The sequence below is a fragment of the Neobacillus sp. D3-1R genome, from assembly GCF_052180215.1.
GTDB lineage: Bacteria > Bacillota > Bacilli > Bacillales > Cytobacillaceae > Pseudoneobacillus.
The window spans coordinates 2,759,383-2,778,901 of the sequence record NZ_CP197471.1 but is presented as its reverse complement, the minus strand read 5'-3'; the positions used below and the strand labels follow the sequence as shown (position 1 = coordinate 2,778,901).

20 protein-coding genes are annotated in these 19,519 nt (G+C 35.5%); 19 read left to right on the top strand and 1 reads right to left on the bottom strand.

What is annotated here, in order from left to right; all coding sequences use genetic code 11:
• Positions 1-82 precede the first annotated feature (82 nt).
• The 8 genes from ACSBPO_RS14220 (at position 83) to ACSBPO_RS14185 (ending at position 8,633) form a co-directional block, all read left to right on the top strand.
• Entirely contained in the window at positions 83-733 is a 651-nt protein-coding gene (locus ACSBPO_RS14220; RefSeq protein WP_442594357.1) for an HD domain-containing protein, read from the top strand.
• Entirely contained in the window at positions 730-2,607 is a 1,878-nt protein-coding gene (locus tag ACSBPO_RS14215) for an ABC-F family ATP-binding cassette domain-containing protein (RefSeq protein ID WP_442594355.1), read from the top strand. The genes ACSBPO_RS14220 and ACSBPO_RS14215 overlap by 4 nt, the downstream gene beginning before the upstream one ends.
• A 36-nt stretch (positions 2,608-2,643) precedes the next feature.
• The gene (locus ACSBPO_RS14210; RefSeq protein ID WP_442594353.1) at positions 2,644-3,777 is read left to right on the top strand and encodes a conserved virulence factor C family protein; all 1,134 of its coding nucleotides are present in this window, start codon (positions 2,644-2,646) and stop codon (positions 3,775-3,777) included.
• Between the two features lie 82 nt (positions 3,778-3,859).
• On the top strand, positions 3,860-4,297 hold the full coding sequence (locus tag ACSBPO_RS14205) for a BrxA/BrxB family bacilliredoxin (protein WP_442594351.1): 438 nt from the start codon (positions 3,860-3,862) through the stop codon (positions 4,295-4,297).
• Positions 4,298-4,386: 89 nt separating this feature from the next.
• Positions 4,387-5,160 (top strand): class I SAM-dependent methyltransferase, encoded by a 774-nt coding sequence (locus ACSBPO_RS14200; RefSeq protein ID WP_442594349.1) that lies wholly within the window; start codon positions 4,387-4,389, stop codon positions 5,158-5,160.
• 99 nt (positions 5,161-5,259) lie between these two features.
• The gene (locus ACSBPO_RS14195; RefSeq protein ID WP_442594347.1) at positions 5,260-5,850 is read left to right on the top strand and encodes a YpjP family protein; all 591 of its coding nucleotides are present in this window, start codon (positions 5,260-5,262) and stop codon (positions 5,848-5,850) included.
• A 161-nt stretch (positions 5,851-6,011) separates the two neighbouring features.
• On the top strand, positions 6,012-6,746 hold the full coding sequence (locus ACSBPO_RS14190; protein WP_442594345.1) for an anthrax toxin lethal factor-related metalloendopeptidase: 735 nt from the start codon (positions 6,012-6,014) through the stop codon (positions 6,744-6,746).
• A 147-nt stretch (positions 6,747-6,893) separates the two neighbouring features.
• Entirely contained in the window at positions 6,894-8,633 is a 1,740-nt protein-coding gene (locus ACSBPO_RS14185) for an ABC transporter ATP-binding protein (RefSeq protein WP_442594343.1), read from the top strand.
• Between the two features lie 108 nt (positions 8,634-8,741).
• Here the strand turns inward: ACSBPO_RS14185 and ACSBPO_RS14180 are convergent, their stop codons facing one another.
• Positions 8,742-9,398, bottom strand: a complete 657-nt coding sequence (locus ACSBPO_RS14180) for a hypothetical protein (protein ID WP_442594341.1) — start codon at positions 9,396-9,398, stop codon at positions 8,742-8,744.
• Between the two features lie 246 nt (positions 9,399-9,644).
• Here ACSBPO_RS14180 and ACSBPO_RS14175 point away from each other — a divergent pair, with 246 nt between their 5' ends.
• From ACSBPO_RS14175 to ACSBPO_RS14125, 11 genes are all read left to right on the top strand, one after another.
• Positions 9,645-10,439, top strand: coding sequence for a thymidylate synthase (locus ACSBPO_RS14175; protein WP_442594339.1), 795 nt, complete (start codon positions 9,645-9,647; stop codon positions 10,437-10,439).
• Positions 10,436-10,921 (top strand): dihydrofolate reductase, encoded by a 486-nt coding sequence (locus ACSBPO_RS14170; protein WP_442594337.1) that lies wholly within the window; start codon positions 10,436-10,438, stop codon positions 10,919-10,921. Before ACSBPO_RS14175 ends, ACSBPO_RS14170 begins: the two co-directional genes overlap by 4 nt.
• A gap of 68 nt (positions 10,922-10,989) precedes the next feature.
• Entirely contained in the window at positions 10,990-11,721 is a 732-nt protein-coding gene (locus ACSBPO_RS14165; RefSeq protein ID WP_442594335.1) for a lysophospholipid acyltransferase family protein, read from the top strand.
• A gap of 272 nt (positions 11,722-11,993) precedes the next feature.
• Entirely contained in the window at positions 11,994-12,188 is a 195-nt protein-coding gene (tatA, locus tag ACSBPO_RS14160; protein ID WP_442594333.1) for a twin-arginine translocase TatA/TatE family subunit, read from the top strand.
• Between the two features lie 75 nt (positions 12,189-12,263).
• Positions 12,264-13,016 (top strand): twin-arginine translocase subunit TatC, encoded by a 753-nt coding sequence (gene tatC / locus ACSBPO_RS14155; RefSeq protein ID WP_442594331.1) that lies wholly within the window; start codon positions 12,264-12,266, stop codon positions 13,014-13,016.
• Between the two features lie 709 nt (positions 13,017-13,725).
• Positions 13,726-14,613, top strand: a complete 888-nt coding sequence (gene galU, locus ACSBPO_RS14150; RefSeq protein WP_442594329.1) for a UTP--glucose-1-phosphate uridylyltransferase GalU — start codon at positions 13,726-13,728, stop codon at positions 14,611-14,613.
• A gap of 43 nt (positions 14,614-14,656) precedes the next feature.
• Positions 14,657-15,811, top strand: coding sequence for a DegT/DnrJ/EryC1/StrS family aminotransferase (locus ACSBPO_RS14145; RefSeq protein ID WP_442594327.1), 1,155 nt, complete (start codon positions 14,657-14,659; stop codon positions 15,809-15,811).
• A complete protein-coding gene (locus ACSBPO_RS14140) occupies positions 15,772-16,416 on the top strand; it encodes a sugar transferase (protein WP_442594325.1) in 645 nt (214 codons plus the stop codon). Before ACSBPO_RS14145 ends, ACSBPO_RS14140 begins: the two co-directional genes overlap by 40 nt.
• Positions 16,413-17,078: an acetyltransferase gene (locus ACSBPO_RS14135; RefSeq protein WP_442594323.1), complete on the top strand. Its 666-nt coding sequence runs from the start codon at positions 16,413-16,415 to the stop codon at positions 17,076-17,078. Before ACSBPO_RS14140 ends, ACSBPO_RS14135 begins: the two co-directional genes overlap by 4 nt.
• Entirely contained in the window at positions 17,035-18,150 is a 1,116-nt protein-coding gene (locus ACSBPO_RS14130) for a glycosyltransferase family 4 protein (protein WP_442594321.1), read from the top strand. The genes ACSBPO_RS14135 and ACSBPO_RS14130 overlap by 44 nt, the downstream gene beginning before the upstream one ends.
• The gene (locus ACSBPO_RS14125; protein ID WP_442594319.1) at positions 18,137-19,519 is read left to right on the top strand and encodes a nucleotide sugar dehydrogenase; all 1,383 of its coding nucleotides are present in this window, start codon (positions 18,137-18,139) and stop codon (positions 19,517-19,519) included. Before ACSBPO_RS14130 ends, ACSBPO_RS14125 begins: the two co-directional genes overlap by 14 nt.

The window sequence follows — 19,519 nt, the reverse complement described above, 5'->3', positions numbered from 1 at the left end:
GAGGGATTCAAATAGCCAAAGGGAAACATTTTTGATTTGTTATGATAAAATAAAGTTTGTATTGAAGGTGAGGGAAACAAGAATGGATTATTCTTTAACAATCAATCAAACGGAAGAATTTGTGAAAAGGAAAATGGGGGCAGATTCAACAGGTCATGATTGGTTTCATGTTGACCGTGTTAGAAAAAATGCCCTATCTATTTGGAAAAGTGAACAAAAAGGTGATCCTTTTATTATAGAAATGTCTGCACTATTACATGACATTCCCGATGAAAAATTGAATGGAAGTAAAGAAGAAGGACAACAAATTTTACTACAATTTTTAAATCAGTTAGAACTCTCCACTGATATAACAGAAAAGATTATAGAAGTAATCAATTCCATTTCTTTTCGTGGTGGAGAAAAAAGGGTTTTAACGTCATGGGAAGCGAAAATTGTTCAAGATGCTGATCGCCTCGATGCCATTGGTGCAATCGGAATAGCAAGGGCATTTGCTTACGGTGGAAAAAAGGGACAACCTATTTATCATCCTGAACGAAAAGTAAGAGAAGAAATGACAGTAGAGGAATATCGAAATGGAAAATCCTCCAGTGTGAATCATTTCTATGAAAAGCTTCTTTTATTAAAAGATTTATTAAACACAGAGACAGCAAAAACAATAGCTGAAAATAGACATCATTATATGGAAGAATTTTTATCTCAATTTTATCAAGAATGGAATGGTCAAGCTTGAAAATGATCTCAATCGAAAATGTATCAAAAACGTACGGAGAGAAGGAACTTTTTAAACAAATTTCTTTTACGATTAGCGAAAAAGAAAGAGTAGGATTAATCGGTGTTAATGGAACTGGAAAATCCTCTCTTCTAAAAATAGTTGCCGGACTCGATATCCCTGACTCCGGGGATATTGTGACAGGTAAAGATTATTCCATCTCTTATTTGTCACAACAACCGGAGCTAACGGGGAATTTGACGGTTATTGAACAGGTATTTAAGGGAGATTCTCCGACTTTTAAAGTTGTGAGACAGTATGAACAAGCATTAGCTCATTTGAATCATCAGCCAGATAATAAAGAGCTACAAGAAAAGCTTTTCACCTTACAAAAGGATATGGAAGCACTCAATGCATGGGATGCTAGTGCCAATGCGAAGGCTATTTTAAATAAACTTGGTATCGATGATTATGGGCAGGAAATTGCTGCTTTGTCTGGGGGACAAAAGAAGCGTGTGGCTCTTGCTCAAGTATTAATTGATTCTCCTGACCTATTAATATTAGACGAGCCTACCAACCATTTGGATTTTGAATCGGTTAAATGGTTGGAGGATTATTTAAGCCGTTATAGTGGAGCGATTCTGCTGGTAACGCATGATCGCTATTTTCTAGATCGTGTCACCAATCGTATATTCGAACTTGATGGTGGTAATTTGTACGCATACAAAGGAAACTACGCTGACTTTTTAGAATCAAAAGCGATTCGTGAGGAAAATGAAGCAGCTTCCTTTGAAAAAATGCAAAATCTTTATCGAAATGAATTAGAATGGATGCGCCGCGGTGCAAAAGCAAGAACGACGAAACAAAAGGCGCGAATTCAACGATTCGAAGAGTTAGATACGAAGCTTTCGGATCAAAAAACAACCGAAAAACTAGATATTTCTTTAAGTGGGAGTAGGTTAGGGAAGCAAGTTTTTGAAATGAAAGAGATTAGTAAGAGCTTTGGTGATAAACCAATTATTCAAGATTTTTCTTTCTTAATGAAGCCAGGTGATCGTATAGGCATTATTGGAAAAAATGGTGCTGGAAAGTCGACACTATTAAATATGTTAGCAGGAAGAATTTTACCAGATGAAGGTGAAATAATCACTGGACAAACGGTTAAAGTCGCATATTATACACAAGAAATAGATGATATGGATGAGAATAAGCGGATGATTGAATATCTAAAAGAGACCGCTGAAATGGTTCATACTTCTGATGGCAAGTATATCTCTGCTGCTCAAATGCTTGAACGCTTCCTGTTTTCGATGCATACACACGGTACACCGATTCGAAAGCTTTCAGGAGGAGAGAAGCGTCGCTTATACCTTTTGAAAAAACTAATGGAAGAGCCGAATGTTTTAATCCTGGATGAGCCGACGAACGATTTGGATACACAGACATTAACAGTCCTAGAGGATTATTTAGAGGACTTCCCAGGCGTTGTCATTACCGTTTCCCATGACCGCTATTTCTTAGACAAGGTCGTTGATCAATTATTAGTTTTTGAAGGAGATGGACATGTATCGACTTTCTTTGGAAGCTATACAGATTACTTGGAAAAGCAAGTATCAAAGAAAGACGATAAGCCAAAGGTTGTGGTTGAAAAAACACAGCCAGTCAAAGAAAAAAAGAAAAAAATGACGTACAAAGAGCAAAAGGAATGGGAAGAGATTGAAGATAAAATCGCTTCACTTGAAGAACAAATTGAAAAAGTATCCGTAGAATTAACTCAGGTGGGCAGCGACTTTGAAAAAGCACATGAGTTAAGTGAAAAGGAAGCAAGACTTAATCAGGAATTAGAAGAATCCATTGAAAGATGGTCTTATCTATCTGAACTTGCTGGGAAGTAATAGATTAGAGATAAACTTTTTAGAAGGGGTGGTCTGATGAAAATTATCGCAATTGAACCGACACCAAGTCCTAATACAATGAAGGTAATCCTGGATCAAGAATTACCAATGGGTAAAGCTCATAATTATAAAACCGACCAACAGGAGGGAGCTCCCGAAGTTATTAAAACAATCCTAACAATTGAAGGGGTTAAGGGGGTATACCATGTTGCTGACTTCTTAGCTGTTGAACGAAATGCAAAGTATGACTGGAAGGAAATTCTACCTAAAGTCCGAGAGGCATTTGGTGAGTCAGCATCTGAAATTCAAAATGCGGGCAAAAGTGTATCCCAGCATTATGGGGAAGTAAAAGCGCAGGTTCAAATGTTTAAAGGCATCCCCCTACAAATTAAGCTTACAGAAGAAGACACGGAAAAACGATTTGGATTGCCTGATTTATATAAAAATGCCGCTTTTGAAGCCCAAATGCCTGGCGATAATTATATCCTTCTTCGGAAGTGGCAGGATTTTGGTATTCGCTACGGCGATATAGAGCAAGTTGGACAAGAAATTTTAGATGAGCTTTTAGCGACGTATCCTGAAGATAGAGTTAAAGCTCTAGTATTAGAAGCTCAAAAAGGTCAAGAAGCAGTGACCGAAAAAAGAGTAAAAGAGAAAAAGAAAATCACAGTGGATGATCTTTCTAATCCCGATTGGAGAGTCCGTTACCAAGCATTGGAACAAATGAATGATCCAACTTTAGAAGACCTGCCTGTACTTGAAAAAGCGCTGGAAGATGAAAAAATGTCCATTCGCAGGCTTGCCATTGTCTATGTTGGAATGATTGAAGACAAAAAAGTCCTACCATTGCTTTATAAAGGATTAAAAGATTCTGCCGTTGCCGTTAGAAGAACGGCTGGCGATTGTTTATCAGATTTAGGCTTTGAAGAAGCCATAGCGGAAATGTGTGCGGCTTTAAAGGATACAAGCAAGCTTGTCAGATGGCGTGCAGCTATGTATTTATACGAGGTTGGTGACGAATCCGCACTTCCAGCTTTAAAAGAAGTGGAAAATGATCCAGAGTTTGAGGTAAGTTTACAGGTGAAAATGGCTATTGCCCGTATTGAAGGCGGAGAAGAAGCTAAAGGTTCTGTTTGGAAGCAAATGACGGAAGCGAGAAAAAATGATTAATAGCACAAACCCATTCTTTGCAATCTCTTAGCAAAATATAGTATGCTAACACTACAAATTGTAGTTTTGGAGGGATTTTATTATGTCTATGGCATATGAAGAATATATGAGACAAATGGTTATTCCCATGCGTCAGGAGTTAACACAAGCTGGCTTTCAGGAATTAAAAACAGCTGAAGAAGTAGAAGAGTTTATGAACAACGTCGAAGGAACAACACTTGTGGTTGTGAATTCAGTTTGCGGCTGCGCTGCTGGTTTAGCACGTCCTGCTGCTACCCAAGCTGTTTTGACAAGTGAAAAAAAGCCTGACCATTTGGTAACTGTTTTTGCTGGTCAAGATAAAGAGGCTACAGCAAAAATGCGTGAATACTTTGATGGATTAGAGCCTTCTTCACCTTCCATGGCGCTATTAAAAGGAAAAGAAGTGGTTCATTTTATTCCTAGACATAATATTGAAAGCTTTCCAATGGAAGCCATTATGGAAAATTTATTAACTGCGTTTGAAACAAAATTAGGATAAGGGTGCCAGATGGCATCCTTTTTTTCTACTAAAACCACAATTTATACATATACAGCCTTTTGAAATTATTTTTAAAAAGGGGATTAACCATGTTTGTTACAACAGCCGGCCGCACCAATCAAGTCATGATTGAACAAGCAAAAATGATTGCTGAGGACCTAGACGTACCTTTTATAGACCGAAAAAAACGTTCTGTTGCTCTTATGCAAAAGCTTCAGAATGATGCCTGCATGGTTGTGGGGAAAGAAAGGCTTGAACTTTTCCCGTTTGGAGAACCAGAGCCATTCTTTTTCCATCCTAATTCAGCTATGTTTAGAATCAAACGGCTACAAAGAGGAGAACATGATCCATTTGTTGATGCATGCCAATTAAAAGAAGGAATGAGCTTTTTAGATTGTACGTTAGGGCTTGCTTCCGATAGTATTGTGGCGAGTTTCAGTGTTGGGCCAAAGGGAAAGGTCATTGGGCTAGAAGCGGAAAAATACTTAAGCTATATCGTTCGTGAAGGTTTAAAAAAATGGGATGCTGGTATTTCCGAAATGGATGAGGCGATGAGACAAATCGAGGTAATCCACGCACATTGTTTTGATTATATGAAAAGTCTTCCAAACAATAGTGTCGATGTTGTTTACTTTGACCCGATGTTTGAAGAAAGTATTTTAGAATCGGATGGAATAAAGGCTTTAACCCATTTAGCAGTATATGAAAAATTTCAAGCTGAGTGGATGGAAGAAGCTTTACGTGTTTCAAAATGTCGAGTTGTATTAAAAGATCATTACCAAAGTGAGCGCTTTGAACAGTTTGGTTTCCTACAATTGAGACGAAAAACGGCAAAGTTCCATTTTGGAATACTAGAAAAATAATTTTATTAAATTTTTATGAATTTTCGGGACAACTATCCATTTTTTAGATAAAAAGCAGTATAATAGTTTAAAAGACTTTGAGGCAAGGGAGGGAACTACATGCAAAGGTGGATTAGAAAAACATTTGTTGTCATGGTAACTATTTTGACTTTTGGAATGGTTACTCCTTCTCAAGCTGCTTGGTTAAATGAATTAAATCAAGATCCTGGGTCTAACCGAGATGTCTTTGAATCAGAACCTCCAAAAGAGGAAATTTCGTATGAAACAATCGCCGCCATCCCATCAAGAGATGAATTTTTGGATGAAATGATGGAGCAGGCTGAATTATATTCCTTACAAAAATTTGGAAATAAAATCAAACCGATTATTGAGGATGAGTTTAAAGAAATCATTCTGCCTGAAATTGAAAAGGCCATTAATGATGTGACCCATCAAATACCAGCTGGAAAACTGCAATATTTAAATATCTCCGAATTCCCAACCGGTGGGAACTCAGAACGAATTTTTCATATCCAAAATCAATTAACAGGTGAAGACGTGATTCGTTTTCATGTTCGAAGAGATAATCCGCCTCAACAAGGATACTGGTTTAATTTCCACTATCACAGCTATCTAGATGGGTTCCAAAACCATCATACACTTGGAGCCATTTATTGGGATAAAAACACTCCACCAAAATGGATGAGATAATTTTAAATAACTTACTCTCGGCACTCAATTTGTGCCGAGTTTTTTATTTTCTCTAGCCCCTTTCAACCCACTATTTACCTATCAATGAAACCGCTTTATACCTATTTTCATATGTTATAATTTTTATAGATAAAGGACGGAAAAAGATGGGGGGAGATAGTTTGAAGAAGTGGGTCATTACGCTCGGCATTTTGATACTCTCATTTTCATTTTATCAAATATCTCAAGCCTCTGTCGAAGGGATCAGGCTTGCGGATTTCGATGAAAATTCAATTCTAAGAAAATCCATGTCTATCGAACCGAAAAAACAACTCGATCATATTGTTGTACTCCCAGAAACATCATTTAATCAACAGGAAGCAGCAAAAGTCATAAGCCGTCTGTCGGTGCTGCCTGATTTTTTATTAGATCAAATAAACGAACAAGGGATTGTTGTAAAGCTCTTTGAAGGCAAACTAACGGAAAATCCGACTGCCAGCCATTTAAGCGGTGTGATTCCAAGAGGCTATCACTCCAAAACGACTTGGGATGATGTACCAGGCATTGGTGGGGGGAAAACGGTTCTTGTGAAAATCGGGGCTAGTGAAAAGGGGAAGGGGCACGGATCGGTTAATCTTGAACTTCACGAGCTAGCCCATTCGATCGACCACTTTATTTTACATGACCTAAAATACAATCGCCCATTTTTAGATGTATGGGAAAAGGAACGTGCGGTTTTGTTCCCTGGTAATTCTTATTTCTTATTGTTTCCCGAGGAATACTTTGCTGAAACCTTTGCGATGTTTTATTTAAATGACGATACAAAAGAAACTTTGTATCAACGCGCACCACAAACCTATGAATTTATTAAAAGTATGGATGGGAAAATAGAGCCGAATCCGCTGGTTAACCTTTAAAAAATAATAAAACTAAGCGATTGATAGATGAGCATTAGGTGGCTCATCTTTTATTTTTATTGTAATGGATAAAAATTATTAGTTTTATAGTAAAATGAAGTTAAAATATGGAAAGTCAGAATTAATAAGTTAAAAGGTAGGTTATGGATGAAGGAATTTACTCATTTTTTAAAACACTTTTATCAATTTACAGGGAAGATACTATATTTCAATCTTCTTGGAATGGTCATTGTAAGCTTATTAGACGGGGCTGCGATTTTATTACTAATTCCGATGCTAAGTATAGGCGGAATATTAGAAATGCAAAGTCAGAATGCTGGGTTTTGGGGAATTTTGAACTTTTTAAAAGAGATTCCTAAGGGAACAGGACTAACGACAATATTAGGTATTTACCTGGTTATGGTCATAGGTCAAAGCCTGCTTGAACGTAATTTAGCTATTAGAGATGTAAAGATACAGCAAGGATTCGTCAATCACCTAAAAGAAGATACATACAATGGTTTACTAAATGTAAGGTGGGAATTTTATTTAAAAACACGAAAATCAAATTTGATTAACTCCTTAACCAAAGATATTAATCGTGTAGCGATGGGAATAAAGATGTTTATGTTGTTAGCTACGAATCTTATTTTTACACTGATACAAATTGGAATAGCCTTTTGGATTTCTTTTCAAATCTCAAGCCTTGTATTACTTTGTGGTCTCTGTCTTGCCTTTTTTTCATGGAGGTTTGTAAAACAAGCGAAATCTCTCGGGAAAGAGTCTACTCAACTAGCAAGAAGGTACCTTGCAGGAATTACCGATAATCTTAATGGTATAAAAGATATAAAGACTAATACACTTGAAAAATCTCGACTGAATTGGATGAAGTCATTAAATAAAAGAATGTTAACCGAACAAGTAAACTATGTGAAATTACAGTCTAACTCCCAGGTTTCCTATAAAACCGCTTTAGGTGCTATTATAACAAGTTTTATATTTTTCTCCGTTCATTTTTTCTCTGCACAACCTGCAAAGCTGCTCATGGTCATTTTGCTCTTCTCACGACTTTGGCCAAGATTTGTGGGAATTCAATCGTATTTACAGCAATTAGCCATGACTATACCTGCTTTTAAAGTTTTACTAGATTTACATAACGAAACGAATGTTAACAAAGATATTGAATTTGGCTCTAATATAAATGAACCCCTTGAGATTAAAGAATCGATTGAATGTAAAAATGTATTTTTTACATATAGTGATGTTGCCAAACCTACCTTACACAACATTAATTTAAGGATACCCGTAAAACAGATGACGGCTATTGTTGGGGACTCTGGGGCTGGTAAGAGCACTTTAGTAGATCTATTGCTCGGCCTCCATCAGCCGGAAAGTGGAGAGATACTAGTCGATGAAACAGCGATAACAAAGGAAAAACTATATGCTTATAAAAACTCAATTAGTTTCGTTCCGCAGGATCCATTTCTATTTAATGCAACAATACTTGAAAACTTATTGTTGATGAAGCCGGATGCTAAAAAAGAACAGGTTTGGAATGCACTTAAATTGGCAGCAGCAGACCAATTTGTAAAAAGACTACCTAGAGGAATCCATACTAGAGTGGGGGACAGGGGGATTAATTTATCTGGAGGCGAGCGGCAACGGTTAGTTTTGGCTCGTGCCCTTTTGAGAAATCCGTCGGTCCTTATCCTAGATGAAGCAACAAGTGCATTGGATACTGAAAATGAAACAAAAATTCTAGAAGCACTCGAACGAATTAAAGGGACAATGACCATCATCATTATCGCGCATCGTAGCTTGTCCATTCAAAAGGCGGATCAGGTTATCGAATTGAGTGAGGGGAAGATTGTCGAGAGAAGAATAGATAAAGTTTTAATGGATACATGAGTTTATGATTGATAGTTAAAATATGCAAAAATGAAATTCAATATTATTAATTAAAATTAAAATCCCCATCAGAATGATTGGGGATTTTAAAATTCTTAAATTGAGATACTATTTACCTTCTGTATTACTGACATCATTATTAGTAGTGCCATTCTCATTTTTAGTATCATTATCATTATTGTCTTCAACAATAATGATATCATCGTTTGAAGTAGATTCTTCGGTTTCAGTATCAACAGAGCTGTTATCATTAGTATTAGTACCTTCATTAGAACTACTGTCGTTTAAATTAATACTGTCATTACTTCCAGAGGAATTTTCAGAAGATACATCTTCGGTGGAGCTATCATTACTGTCAGTAGTGTCTTCATTGGAATTACTGTCCTCATTATTGGTAGTACTATCAAGATCTATTATAGTGTCATCACTGGTTGAATTTTCTTCATTGTTAGTGTTATCGTCATTAATTATAATACCGTCAACTGTACCATCATCACTACCCTCACCTGTTTCTTCCCCACAGGTAGCACCTTCTTGCTCATTATCGCTGCCAAAAAGGGCTACTCCGTTAGAATTTTCTGCTTCGTTATAATCACTATTATCTGATGCTAAGTTAAAATCAAACAAAGTTGAATCTTCACCACAGATATCTTGGTCAGATTCTGTTTCCATTTCCATAATGCTTGTATTTATACTTTGGGAAGTTTCAAATCTAATTGCACTATGACTCATAACCATAGGTCTTCTATATAATTTTTCGGACATTGTATAATCACTCCCTATACTCATAAATAGAACTATATATAGAACATTTACTGTTAGTTGTTTTTATGGAAAAATCATTATGTCAAAACAAATATGTATTAATTATAATACATTAAACGTTCGATTTAAAGAACAACAATTCGACAATTTTTATACATATCCTAATTTCTATAGAAAGGTAAAAGCATCTTTAGTTGTTTCGTGGTAAAATGTTCATTAAGAGTTTTACGAAGGATGTGGATTTTTTTGAAACAATATCTCGATTTATGTAAACATGTTTTAGAAAACGGAACAGTTAAAACTGATCGTACTGGTACAGGGACGATTAGTACATTTGGCTATCAAATGCGCTTTGATTTAGCTGAAGGATTTCCTTTATTAACAACAAAAAAACTCCATCTAAGATCAATTATTCATGAGCTTCTTTGGTTTTTAACTGGAGATACAAACATAAAATATTTACAAGATAATGGAGTAAGAATTTGGAATGAGTGGGCCGATGAAGAGGGAAATCTTGGTCCTGTCTATGGTCACCAATGGCGTTCTTGGACTAGTGCAGATGGAGAAACCGTTGATCAAATTAGTCAGTTAATAGAGCAAATTAAGACAAACCCTGACTCACGTCGTTTATTAGTAAATGCTTGGAATGTTGGTGAAATTGATAAGATGGCTCTACCGCCTTGTCATTGTCTTTTTCAGTTTTATGTAGCGAATGGTAAATTATCATGTCAGTTATATCAAAGATCAGCTGATGTTTTTCTTGGAGTTCCATTTAATATTGCATCCTATGCATTGCTTACGTATATGGTAGCTCATGTTTGTGGGTTAGAGCCAGGTGAGTTTATTCATACCTTTGGTGATGTCCATATTTATCAAAATCATCTTGAACAGGTTAAACTACAAATGAGCAGAGAACCACGAGTATTACCCAAACTTACTATCAATCCAGAAGTGAATGATATCTTCAATTTTAAATATGAAGACTTCACATTAGAAAATTATGATCCACACCCACATATTAAAGGAGTCGTGAGTGTATGATTTCTTTTGTTTGGGCAATGGACGAAAATCGTGTGATTGGAAAAAATAATCAATTACCATGGCATTTACCCGAGGATTTAAAATTTTTTAAACGAGTCACAATGGGACATCCAGTTGCAATGGGAAGAAAAACGCATGAATCAATTGGTAGACTTCTTCCAGGGCGAGAAAATATAGTTATCACCCGGAATAAAGAATATGAGTGCGATGGCTGTACTATGTTCTACTCTCTAGATGAATTCATATCTTATTGTGAATCAAAAGATGAGGAAGTTTTTGTCATCGGCGGAGCTGAAATTTTTCGAGAACTGCTCCCTGTTGTTGATCGCCTTTATTTAACAATGATTTATGATGAATTTGAAGGTGATACGTTTTTTCCAGAGTTTTCATTAAATGATTTTGAACTTGTATCAAAAGAAAGAGGAATTCAAGATGAGAAGAACCCTTATCATTATGAATTTTTAATATACCACAAACGTTAAGCAGCTGAAGCTTCAGCTGTTTTTCTTCTAAATCTACAGAGAAATACATATCCAAAGGGGAGTAAGTTGTGTTTCGATTAGTTATTTGTTTTTTATATTTGGCAGGATTCCTAATTTATAATTTACCTAAGCTGGGTTCGATGAAAAAATTGAATCGAAGAATGGAAGTAGTGAAGAGAGATCAAATCATTCATCGAATACCAAAACAATGGTCAAAGGTTATGATGAAATTAACAGGTTCAACGATTTCAGTAGAGGGCCAAGATCGAATTCCGGAAGGTCCGGTTATTTTTATTAGTAATCATGAAGGGGATTTTGATATACCTGTTCTACTTGCTGCTATTGAAAAGCCATTCGGGTTTGTATCAAAAATAGAAGTTAAGAAAGTTCCTATTCTTTCAAGCTGGATGGAAGTTATGAATTGTGTATTCATAAATAGAAAAGACCGAAGTCAATCCACGAAAGCGATTCGAGATGCAGTAAGACTTTTAAAAAAAGGCCACTCACTGGTAATTTTTCCTGAAGGTACAAGAAGCAAAGGTGGTTTAGTCAAACATTTTAAAAGCGGTGGATTTCGTATGGCAGTTGATGCAAAAGTTCCGATTGTTCCGATCTCCATTATAGGAACATCAGATATATTTGAGAAAAATAATCGTCTTATTAAACCTGCTAAAGTAAAGGTCATTATCGGTCATCCGGTTGTTAGCCATATTCATAGTGAGAAGGATATAAAAGAATTAGGGTTAGAAGTAAGAGAAATCATTGTCAGTGAAATTGAGAAGAAAAAAATAGCTTCCTAAAACAGTCTGTGCTAGGAGACGTTTTAATAATAAATGTAGGAAATAATGGAAATGCTATAAATGTTTAAAACCAAAAATCGATTCTTGTCGAATTTATTAAATCTTACTGGACAAATCCACTCTAAAATATGTTAGAATGGAAACGTCAAATAAAGTCGTTTATTTTTAGTATTTATGACATTCTTATGAACAATTGCCTGAATTCATCCATTCTGAATGTGAAAGTACTATAATCGTAGTAGAAATAACCACTTATTAAAGGGGATGTACCTATGTTATCAAATATCGGAGTACCTGGATTAATTTTAATATTAGTTTTAGCTTTAATTATATTCGGACCAAAGAAGCTACCTGAAATTGGTAAAGCAATGGGTGAAACGCTTCGTGAATTTAAAAAGTCTACTCGTGATTTAACAAGCGATGTAATGCAGGAAATCGAAGAAGAAAAGAAAAAAGTGACAAAATAAGGTGTAAGAGATTCCTTCTTGCACCTTTTTTCTTGAAATAAACTCAGAGTGAACCTGAGCTAGTAGGGGTATTATATGGAAGATAAAGAATTACATTTAGTTGATCATTTAGAAGAATTACGAAAACGGTTAATTTTCACCGTTGTGGCATTTATTGCCTTTTTTGTTTTCGGCTTTATTTATGTTAAAGACATTTATAACTGGTTTGTCCAAGACTTAGATGTTAAATTAATTGCATTAGGACCAAGTGATATTGTTTGGATTTATTTTATGCTGGCCACATTAGTGGCGATAGCAGGTACAATACCTGTACTCGCGCTTCAAATATGGTTGTTTGTCAAACCTGCTCTTAGATCAAATGAAAGAAAAGTAACATTATCCTATATTCCGGCATTATTTATTTTATTTATTGTAGGATTAGCTTTTGGTTACTTTATTATTATGCCAATGGTATTAAACTTTTTAATGAACCTAAGTGGAGATATGCTTGTCACCAACTTTACAGCTGATAAATACTTCCGTTTTGTGATGAATATGACTTTACCGTTTGGTGTACTTTTTGAGTTACCTGTAGTCGTCATGTTCCTTACATCATTAGGGATCATTAATCCTTACGTCTTATCGAAGATTCGTAAGTATGCTTATTTTGTTCTAATTGTTATTGCGGTTATCATAACCCCGCCAGATTTTATGTCAGACTTTTTAGTAACACTACCACTTTTACTTCTATATGAGATTAGTATAAACTTATCGAAGTTTGTGTACAGACGTAAATTGAAGAAAGAAAAAGAGTGGGAAGAGAATCAAGATCCAATTGAAATGGAATAGCACATTTGTACTAGACCTCTAGGGAAACCTAGGGGTTTTTCTAATTTTATTATAGTTCCAATTTCCTGGTAAAAAGAATTTTTTTATTTGGAAAATGGATTGACAGTATATAAAGATGATGATAATTTATAAGTATACATTTGTTCTTTATATGGAACAAACAACGAACGAATACTTTTAATCTGTATAAACGTAACATTCCTTTTGAAATTAAATCTTTGTCAACTTCAGTTGACTACTGCTCCAGTAAAGGTTTTGTAGATAAATTTTCAAAATGTTTCGTTCGTTATATAGAAATTACTAAACCTTATAAGGAACGTTAATTAATAAAAATAGAATAATCTTTAATAATGTCTATATTTTTTTGTGTGATTGTTCTTTTTATAGAACTGAAAGGTAAACGAAAATGAATCCAACTATTGAACTCCATCAGACAATATGAAGTCAGGTATTTATCTGACCGGCGATGTCTCCTAGTCGTTATCACTGGAGGCACTCGGCTATGCTGTGGGAATGTATTTAATAAAATCTTCCTTAGACGCTTGTTGTCAATAGTGTGGTGTGAGGGTGGGTTAGATGCCCAATTTTTAATTATACCTTTGTTTATAAATATCTAGTAAAAGAAATGGTTCGTAAAACCTATTTTTTTACTAGATATTTATTTTCGGATTTTAGTTTTCCGAATGGGAATTTTTGAGGAGGAAATAAATTGAAAAAAGTACGAAAAGCAATTATACCCGCAGCTGGGTTAGGAACTAGATTTTTACCAGCAACGAAAGCAATGCCAAAAGAAATGCTGCCGATCGTTGATAAACCAACGATCCAATACATTGTCGAAGAAGCAATCGCTTCGGGTATTGAAGATATTATTATTGTTACTGGAAAAGGAAAGAGAGCGATCGAGGATCATTTTGATTTTGCTCATGAACTTGAACAAAACCTACTTGATAAAGGAAAAACAGAGTTGCTAGATAAAGTTCGTTATTCCACTAATCTTGCAGATATCCATTATATAAGGCAAAAGGAGCCAAAAGGCTTAGGGCATGCTGTTTGGTGTGCAAGAAACTTTATTGGAAATGAGCCATTTGCAGTCCTGTTAGGTGATGACATAGTCCAGAGCGATACTCCATGTTTGAGGCAATTAATGAATATATATGAAGATACTCGGTCTTCGGTAATCGGCGTTCAAACCGTTCCTGATGGAGAAACTCACAGATACGGCATTATTGATCCTGCTGCACAAGATGGTCGAAGGTATCAAGTAAATTACTTTGTTGAAAAACCTAAGCAAGGAACTGCCCCTTCTAACTTAGCGATTATGGGTAGGTATATTCTTACTCCTGAAATCTTTATGTTTCTTGAAAAACAACAAACCGGCGCTGGAGGAGAGATTCAGCTTACTGATGCCATTCAGCAACTGAATCAAATTCAACGTGTGTTTGCTTATGATTTTGAAGGTAAACGGTTCGATGTTGGGGAGAAGTTGGGGTTTGTAAAGACAACGATTGAGTTTGCTTTGCAGAATGATGAGATAAATCACGAGTTGCTAGAGTATTTAACAGAGACTCTTAAAAATTATACATTGCAAAATTCTTAAGCAACTAAAAAATTTATTTTTAAAAGGAGGGAAGTGATAAGGAATGAGAGACCGAATTTTCCTCTCATCACCCCATTTAAGTGATGAAGGCTATGAGATGCATTATATAAAAGAAGCATTTGATACAAATTGGATTGCCCCACTTGGTAAAAATGTCAATGAGTTTGAAAATGAACTTGCAGAAAAAGTTGGTTCTAAAGCTGCTGCAGCCTTAAGTTCTGGCACTGCAGCCATACACATGGCCCTTAGAGCTGCAGGAGTAGGAGAAGGCGATATTGTATTTTGTCAATCGCTTACCTTCTCTGCAACAGCCAATCCAATCATTTATCAAAATGCCATTCCAGTATTTATAGACAGCGATAATGAAAGTTGGAATATGTGTCCTAATGCATTAGAAGAAGCCTTTCAAAAGTATCCGGAAGTAAAGGCGGTTATTGTAGTCCATTTATATGGTTTATCTTGCAATATGGACAAGATCGTTGAACTGTGTAATAGGTATAATACTGTGTTGATAGAAGATGCTGCTGAGTCTTTAGGTACTTATTACAAGGGGAAACATACAGGTACTTTTGGTGATTATGGCATTTTTTCTTTTAATGGAAATAAGATCATTACCACTTCTGGTGGAGGTATGTTGGTTTCCGATGATTCCGAAAGAATTACAAAGGTAAGATTTTGGGCAACACAAAGTAGAGACCAAGCAAGACACTATCAGCACAGTGAATTAGGATTTAATTATCGTATGAGTAATATAGTAGCTGGGATAGGCAGAGGGCAATTAAAGGTTCTAGAGAAAAGAGTAGAAAAAAAGAAAGCCATTTTTGAATTTTATAAGAAAGAGTTAAGCTCACTGGAAGGCATCAAATTTATGCCTACCAATGAATGGAATCAACCCAATTATTGGTTAAGTAGTTTGACTTTAACAGGTGGAGTAAGACCAATCGATATAATGGAAGCACTTGAAAAAGAAAATATCGAGTCAAGACCATTATGGAAGCCAATGCATTTGCAGCCATACTTTGAGAAATACGATTTTATAGGTACTGATGTTTCGGAGAAATTGTTTGAGAATGGTGTTTGTTTGCCATCAGATACAAAAATGACAGATGAAGATTTAAAGGAAGTTGTCGAAATAATTAAAAGTTTATGGAGAGAATCATGGAATCTTCAAAAGGAATTATCTATAGGAAGTATATAAAAAGACCGATGGATTTTATACTGTCACTGCTTGCCATAATGGTTCTTAGTTCCATTCTTCTTTTAATTGCAATTCTAGTAAGATTCAAGCTTGGTAGCCCGGTATTGTTTAAACAAGATAGACTGGGATTTAATGAAAAGATTTTTACGATGTATAAATTTAGAACGATGACAGATAAAAGAGATGCAAAAGGGGAATTACTTCCTGATAGTATTAGACTAACGAAATTTGGAAGATTTCTTCGTTCTACATCACTTGATGAGTTGCCGGAACTATTTAATATTTTAAAAGGTGATATGTCTATTATAGGTCCTAGACCATTATTAATAAGTTATTTGCCGCTGTATAATGACTATCAAAAACGACGACATGAAGTTAGACCCGGTTTATCAGGTCTTGCTCAAGTAAGTGGCAGAAATTTAATAAGTTGGGAAGATAAGCTAAATCTCGATATAAAATATGTTGATAATGTTAGTTTTACTGGAGATTGGAGCATCATATTTTCTACTCTGAAAAAGGTATTCATGAGAGAAGGGATTAATTCAGAGACTGCAGCAACCATGGAACCTTTTAAGGGAAACAAAAAGGAAAGAATGGAATTATGAAAAATAAACTTCTCATTATAGGTGCAAGTGGGCATGGAAAAGTTGTGGCTGATATTGCCAAAAAAATGAATAAGTGGCAGGACATTGCATTTCTAGATGACAATGAAAGTGTCAAAAAATCAATAGGGTTAGAAGTTGTAGGTAAATCGTATGATGCTTTTAACTTTATTGGAAATTCGGACATATTTGTCGGTATCGGAAATAATAGTATAAGAGAAAAGATTCAAACTCGTCTTAAAGAGGAAGGTGCAACTATCCCCGTATTAATTCACCCCCATTCAACTATTGGAGAACAAGTTTGGTTGGGAAATGGGACTGTCATAATGGCAGGTGTGGTGATTAATTCAAATACCAAAATTGGGGAAGGATGCATCATTAATACGGGTGCTACGATCGACCATGACAATATAATAGAAGATTTTGTTCACATCTCTCCAGGAGCGCATTTAGCAGGTACTGTGAACATCGGGCAAGGTTCTTGGCTAGGGATTGGAAGTGTCGTAAGTAATAATATCATGATTACAAACAGTTGCAGAATCGGCGCAGGTGCTGTTGTCGTAAAAGATATCACTGAACCTGGAACTTATGTAGGGGTACCGGTTAGGAGAGTAAAAAAGAATGAAGATTCTAGTGTTAGCAAATTTTGGGTTGGGCTTATATAACTTTAGAAAAGAACTTCTTAAAGAGTTGATGAATACTAATCATGAGGTTTTTATTTCCTTGCCCCATGATGAATATGTACCGAAATTAGAAAAGTTAGGCTGTAAGCATGTGGAAACTATGTTAAGTAGACGTGGAACGAATCCAATACAGGATTTTAGTCTGTTGCTTCAGTATATTAAGATCATAAATGAGATTAAACCAGATATTGTTTTAACTTATACCATTAAACCGAATGTCTATGGTGGTATGGCATGTAGAATGACAAGAACACCATATTTAACGAATGTAACTGGGTTAGGTACTTCTATTGAAAATAAAGGTCTTATTCAAAAAATAACGCTGATGCTATACAGGATTGCATTGAAAAATGCATCCTGTATTTTTTTTCAGAATGAAACGAATAGACAGTTTTTTATTACAAACTCCATTGTAAAAAACAATACCAAGCTAATCCCTGGCTCAGGTGTTAATTTAGAGAATCATAGTTTTGAAGAATATCCCTTGGACCTGAAAACAATAAAATTTCTCTTTATTGGACGAATCATGAAAGCAAAAGGAATTGATGAGTTACTTGAAGCAGCTATCAAGGTGAAAGAGAAAAACCCTCATATACACTTTGATTTAATTGGAGGTAGTGAAGAGGATTATGATCAGAAACTAGCTGAGTTAGAACGAGCAGGTATTATTAAATACCACGGTCAACAAGAGGATGTACATTCCTTTATTAAAAAATCTCATGCAACAATCCTGCCTTCTTATCATGAAGGTACAGCTAATGTGCTGCTTGAATCTGCTTCATCAGGGCGACCGGTTCTCGCTTCAAGAGTCCCTGGTTGTATGGAAACGTTTGATGAAGATGTTAGTGGTATTGGTTTTGAAGTGAAAAGTGTTGATAGTTTAGTAGAAGCTATTAGTAAATTTATGAACCTTTCTATTGAAGAGAGAAAAGCAATGGGTATCGCAGGACGTAGGAAAATGGAAAAAGAGTTTGATCGGAAAATTGTGATTCATTCATATCTTAATGAAATCAATAAGACAGTAGTTAGGGAGAACTCATATGAATTTATATGAAAAGATAATCAAAAGAGAGGAAAAGCTTTCTTTAATCGGACTTGGTTATGTTGGAATGCCAATTGCGGTAGCTTTTGCAAAGAAAATAAATGTTATAGGGTTTGATGTAAATAAGGAAAAGATTGAACTCTATAAAAATGGTATAGATCCTACAAAAGAAGTTGGCAATGAGGTAATTAGGGAAACCACAGTTGAATTTACTTCAAATGAAACGAAACTAAGAGAGGCTAAATTTCATATTGTTGCTGTTCCAACACCAGTGAAAGAAGATCGGACACCAGATTTAACTCCAGTCAAATCAGCAAGCCGAACACTAGGTAGAAACTTAACTAAGGGTTCGATTGTTGTTTTTGAATCTACGGTTTATCCAGGTGTCACTGAAGAAATATGTGTTCCCATTTTAGAAGTAGAATCTGGTCTTAAGTGTGGAAAAGATTTTAAGGTTGGTTATTCACCTGAAAGAATTAATCCAGGAGATCAAGAACATCGATTAGAAACGATTATAAAAGTTGTTTCAGGAATGGATAAAGAAACACTAGACATTATTGCTAAGGTGTATGAAATTGTTGTAAATGCGGGAGTCTACCGGGCAGAAAGTATAAAAGTAGCGGAGGCCGCAAAGGTCATTGAGAATGCACAGCGTGATATTAATATTGCCTTTATGAACGAGCTTTCTATTATCTTTAATAAAATGAACATCGATACAAAATCAGTCCTAGAAGCAGCAGGAACTAAATGGAATTTCCTTAAATTCTCCCCCGGACTTGTTGGTGGTCACTGTATAGGTGTGGACCCATATTATCTTACATATAAAGCAGAACAAATGGGCTACTACTCTCAAATCATCCTATCGGGCCGAAAGATAAATGATGATATGGGCAAGTATGTAGCAGAAAATACAGTTAAGAAAATGATAAAAGCAAATAAACAGATAAATGGAGCGAAAGTGGCCATCTTTGGTTTTACCTTTAAAGAGAATTGTCCGGATGTTAGAAATACAAAAGTAATCGATTTGGTAAAAGAATTAGAAGAATACGGAATGGAAGTAAAAGTTATTGACCCTGTAGCGGATAAAGAAGAGCTATGGCGAGAATACAGAATTAATCCTTGTGAAAAAGAGGATATAAAGGATATGGATGCAGTAATCTTTGCTGTTCCACATGAAGAGTTTAAATTAATTCAACTAGAAGATGTTAAGAAAATGTTTGCAACAAATTGGTACCTGGATTCAGACGCGATGAATGAGGTAGCCGCAACATTGGACTCTGAAATAGAGATGAATAGAAATCAATGTGTACTAATGGACATCAAAGGGATGTTTAATCGAATAGAAGCAGAAGATAAAGGATTTTTATATTGGAGGTTATAG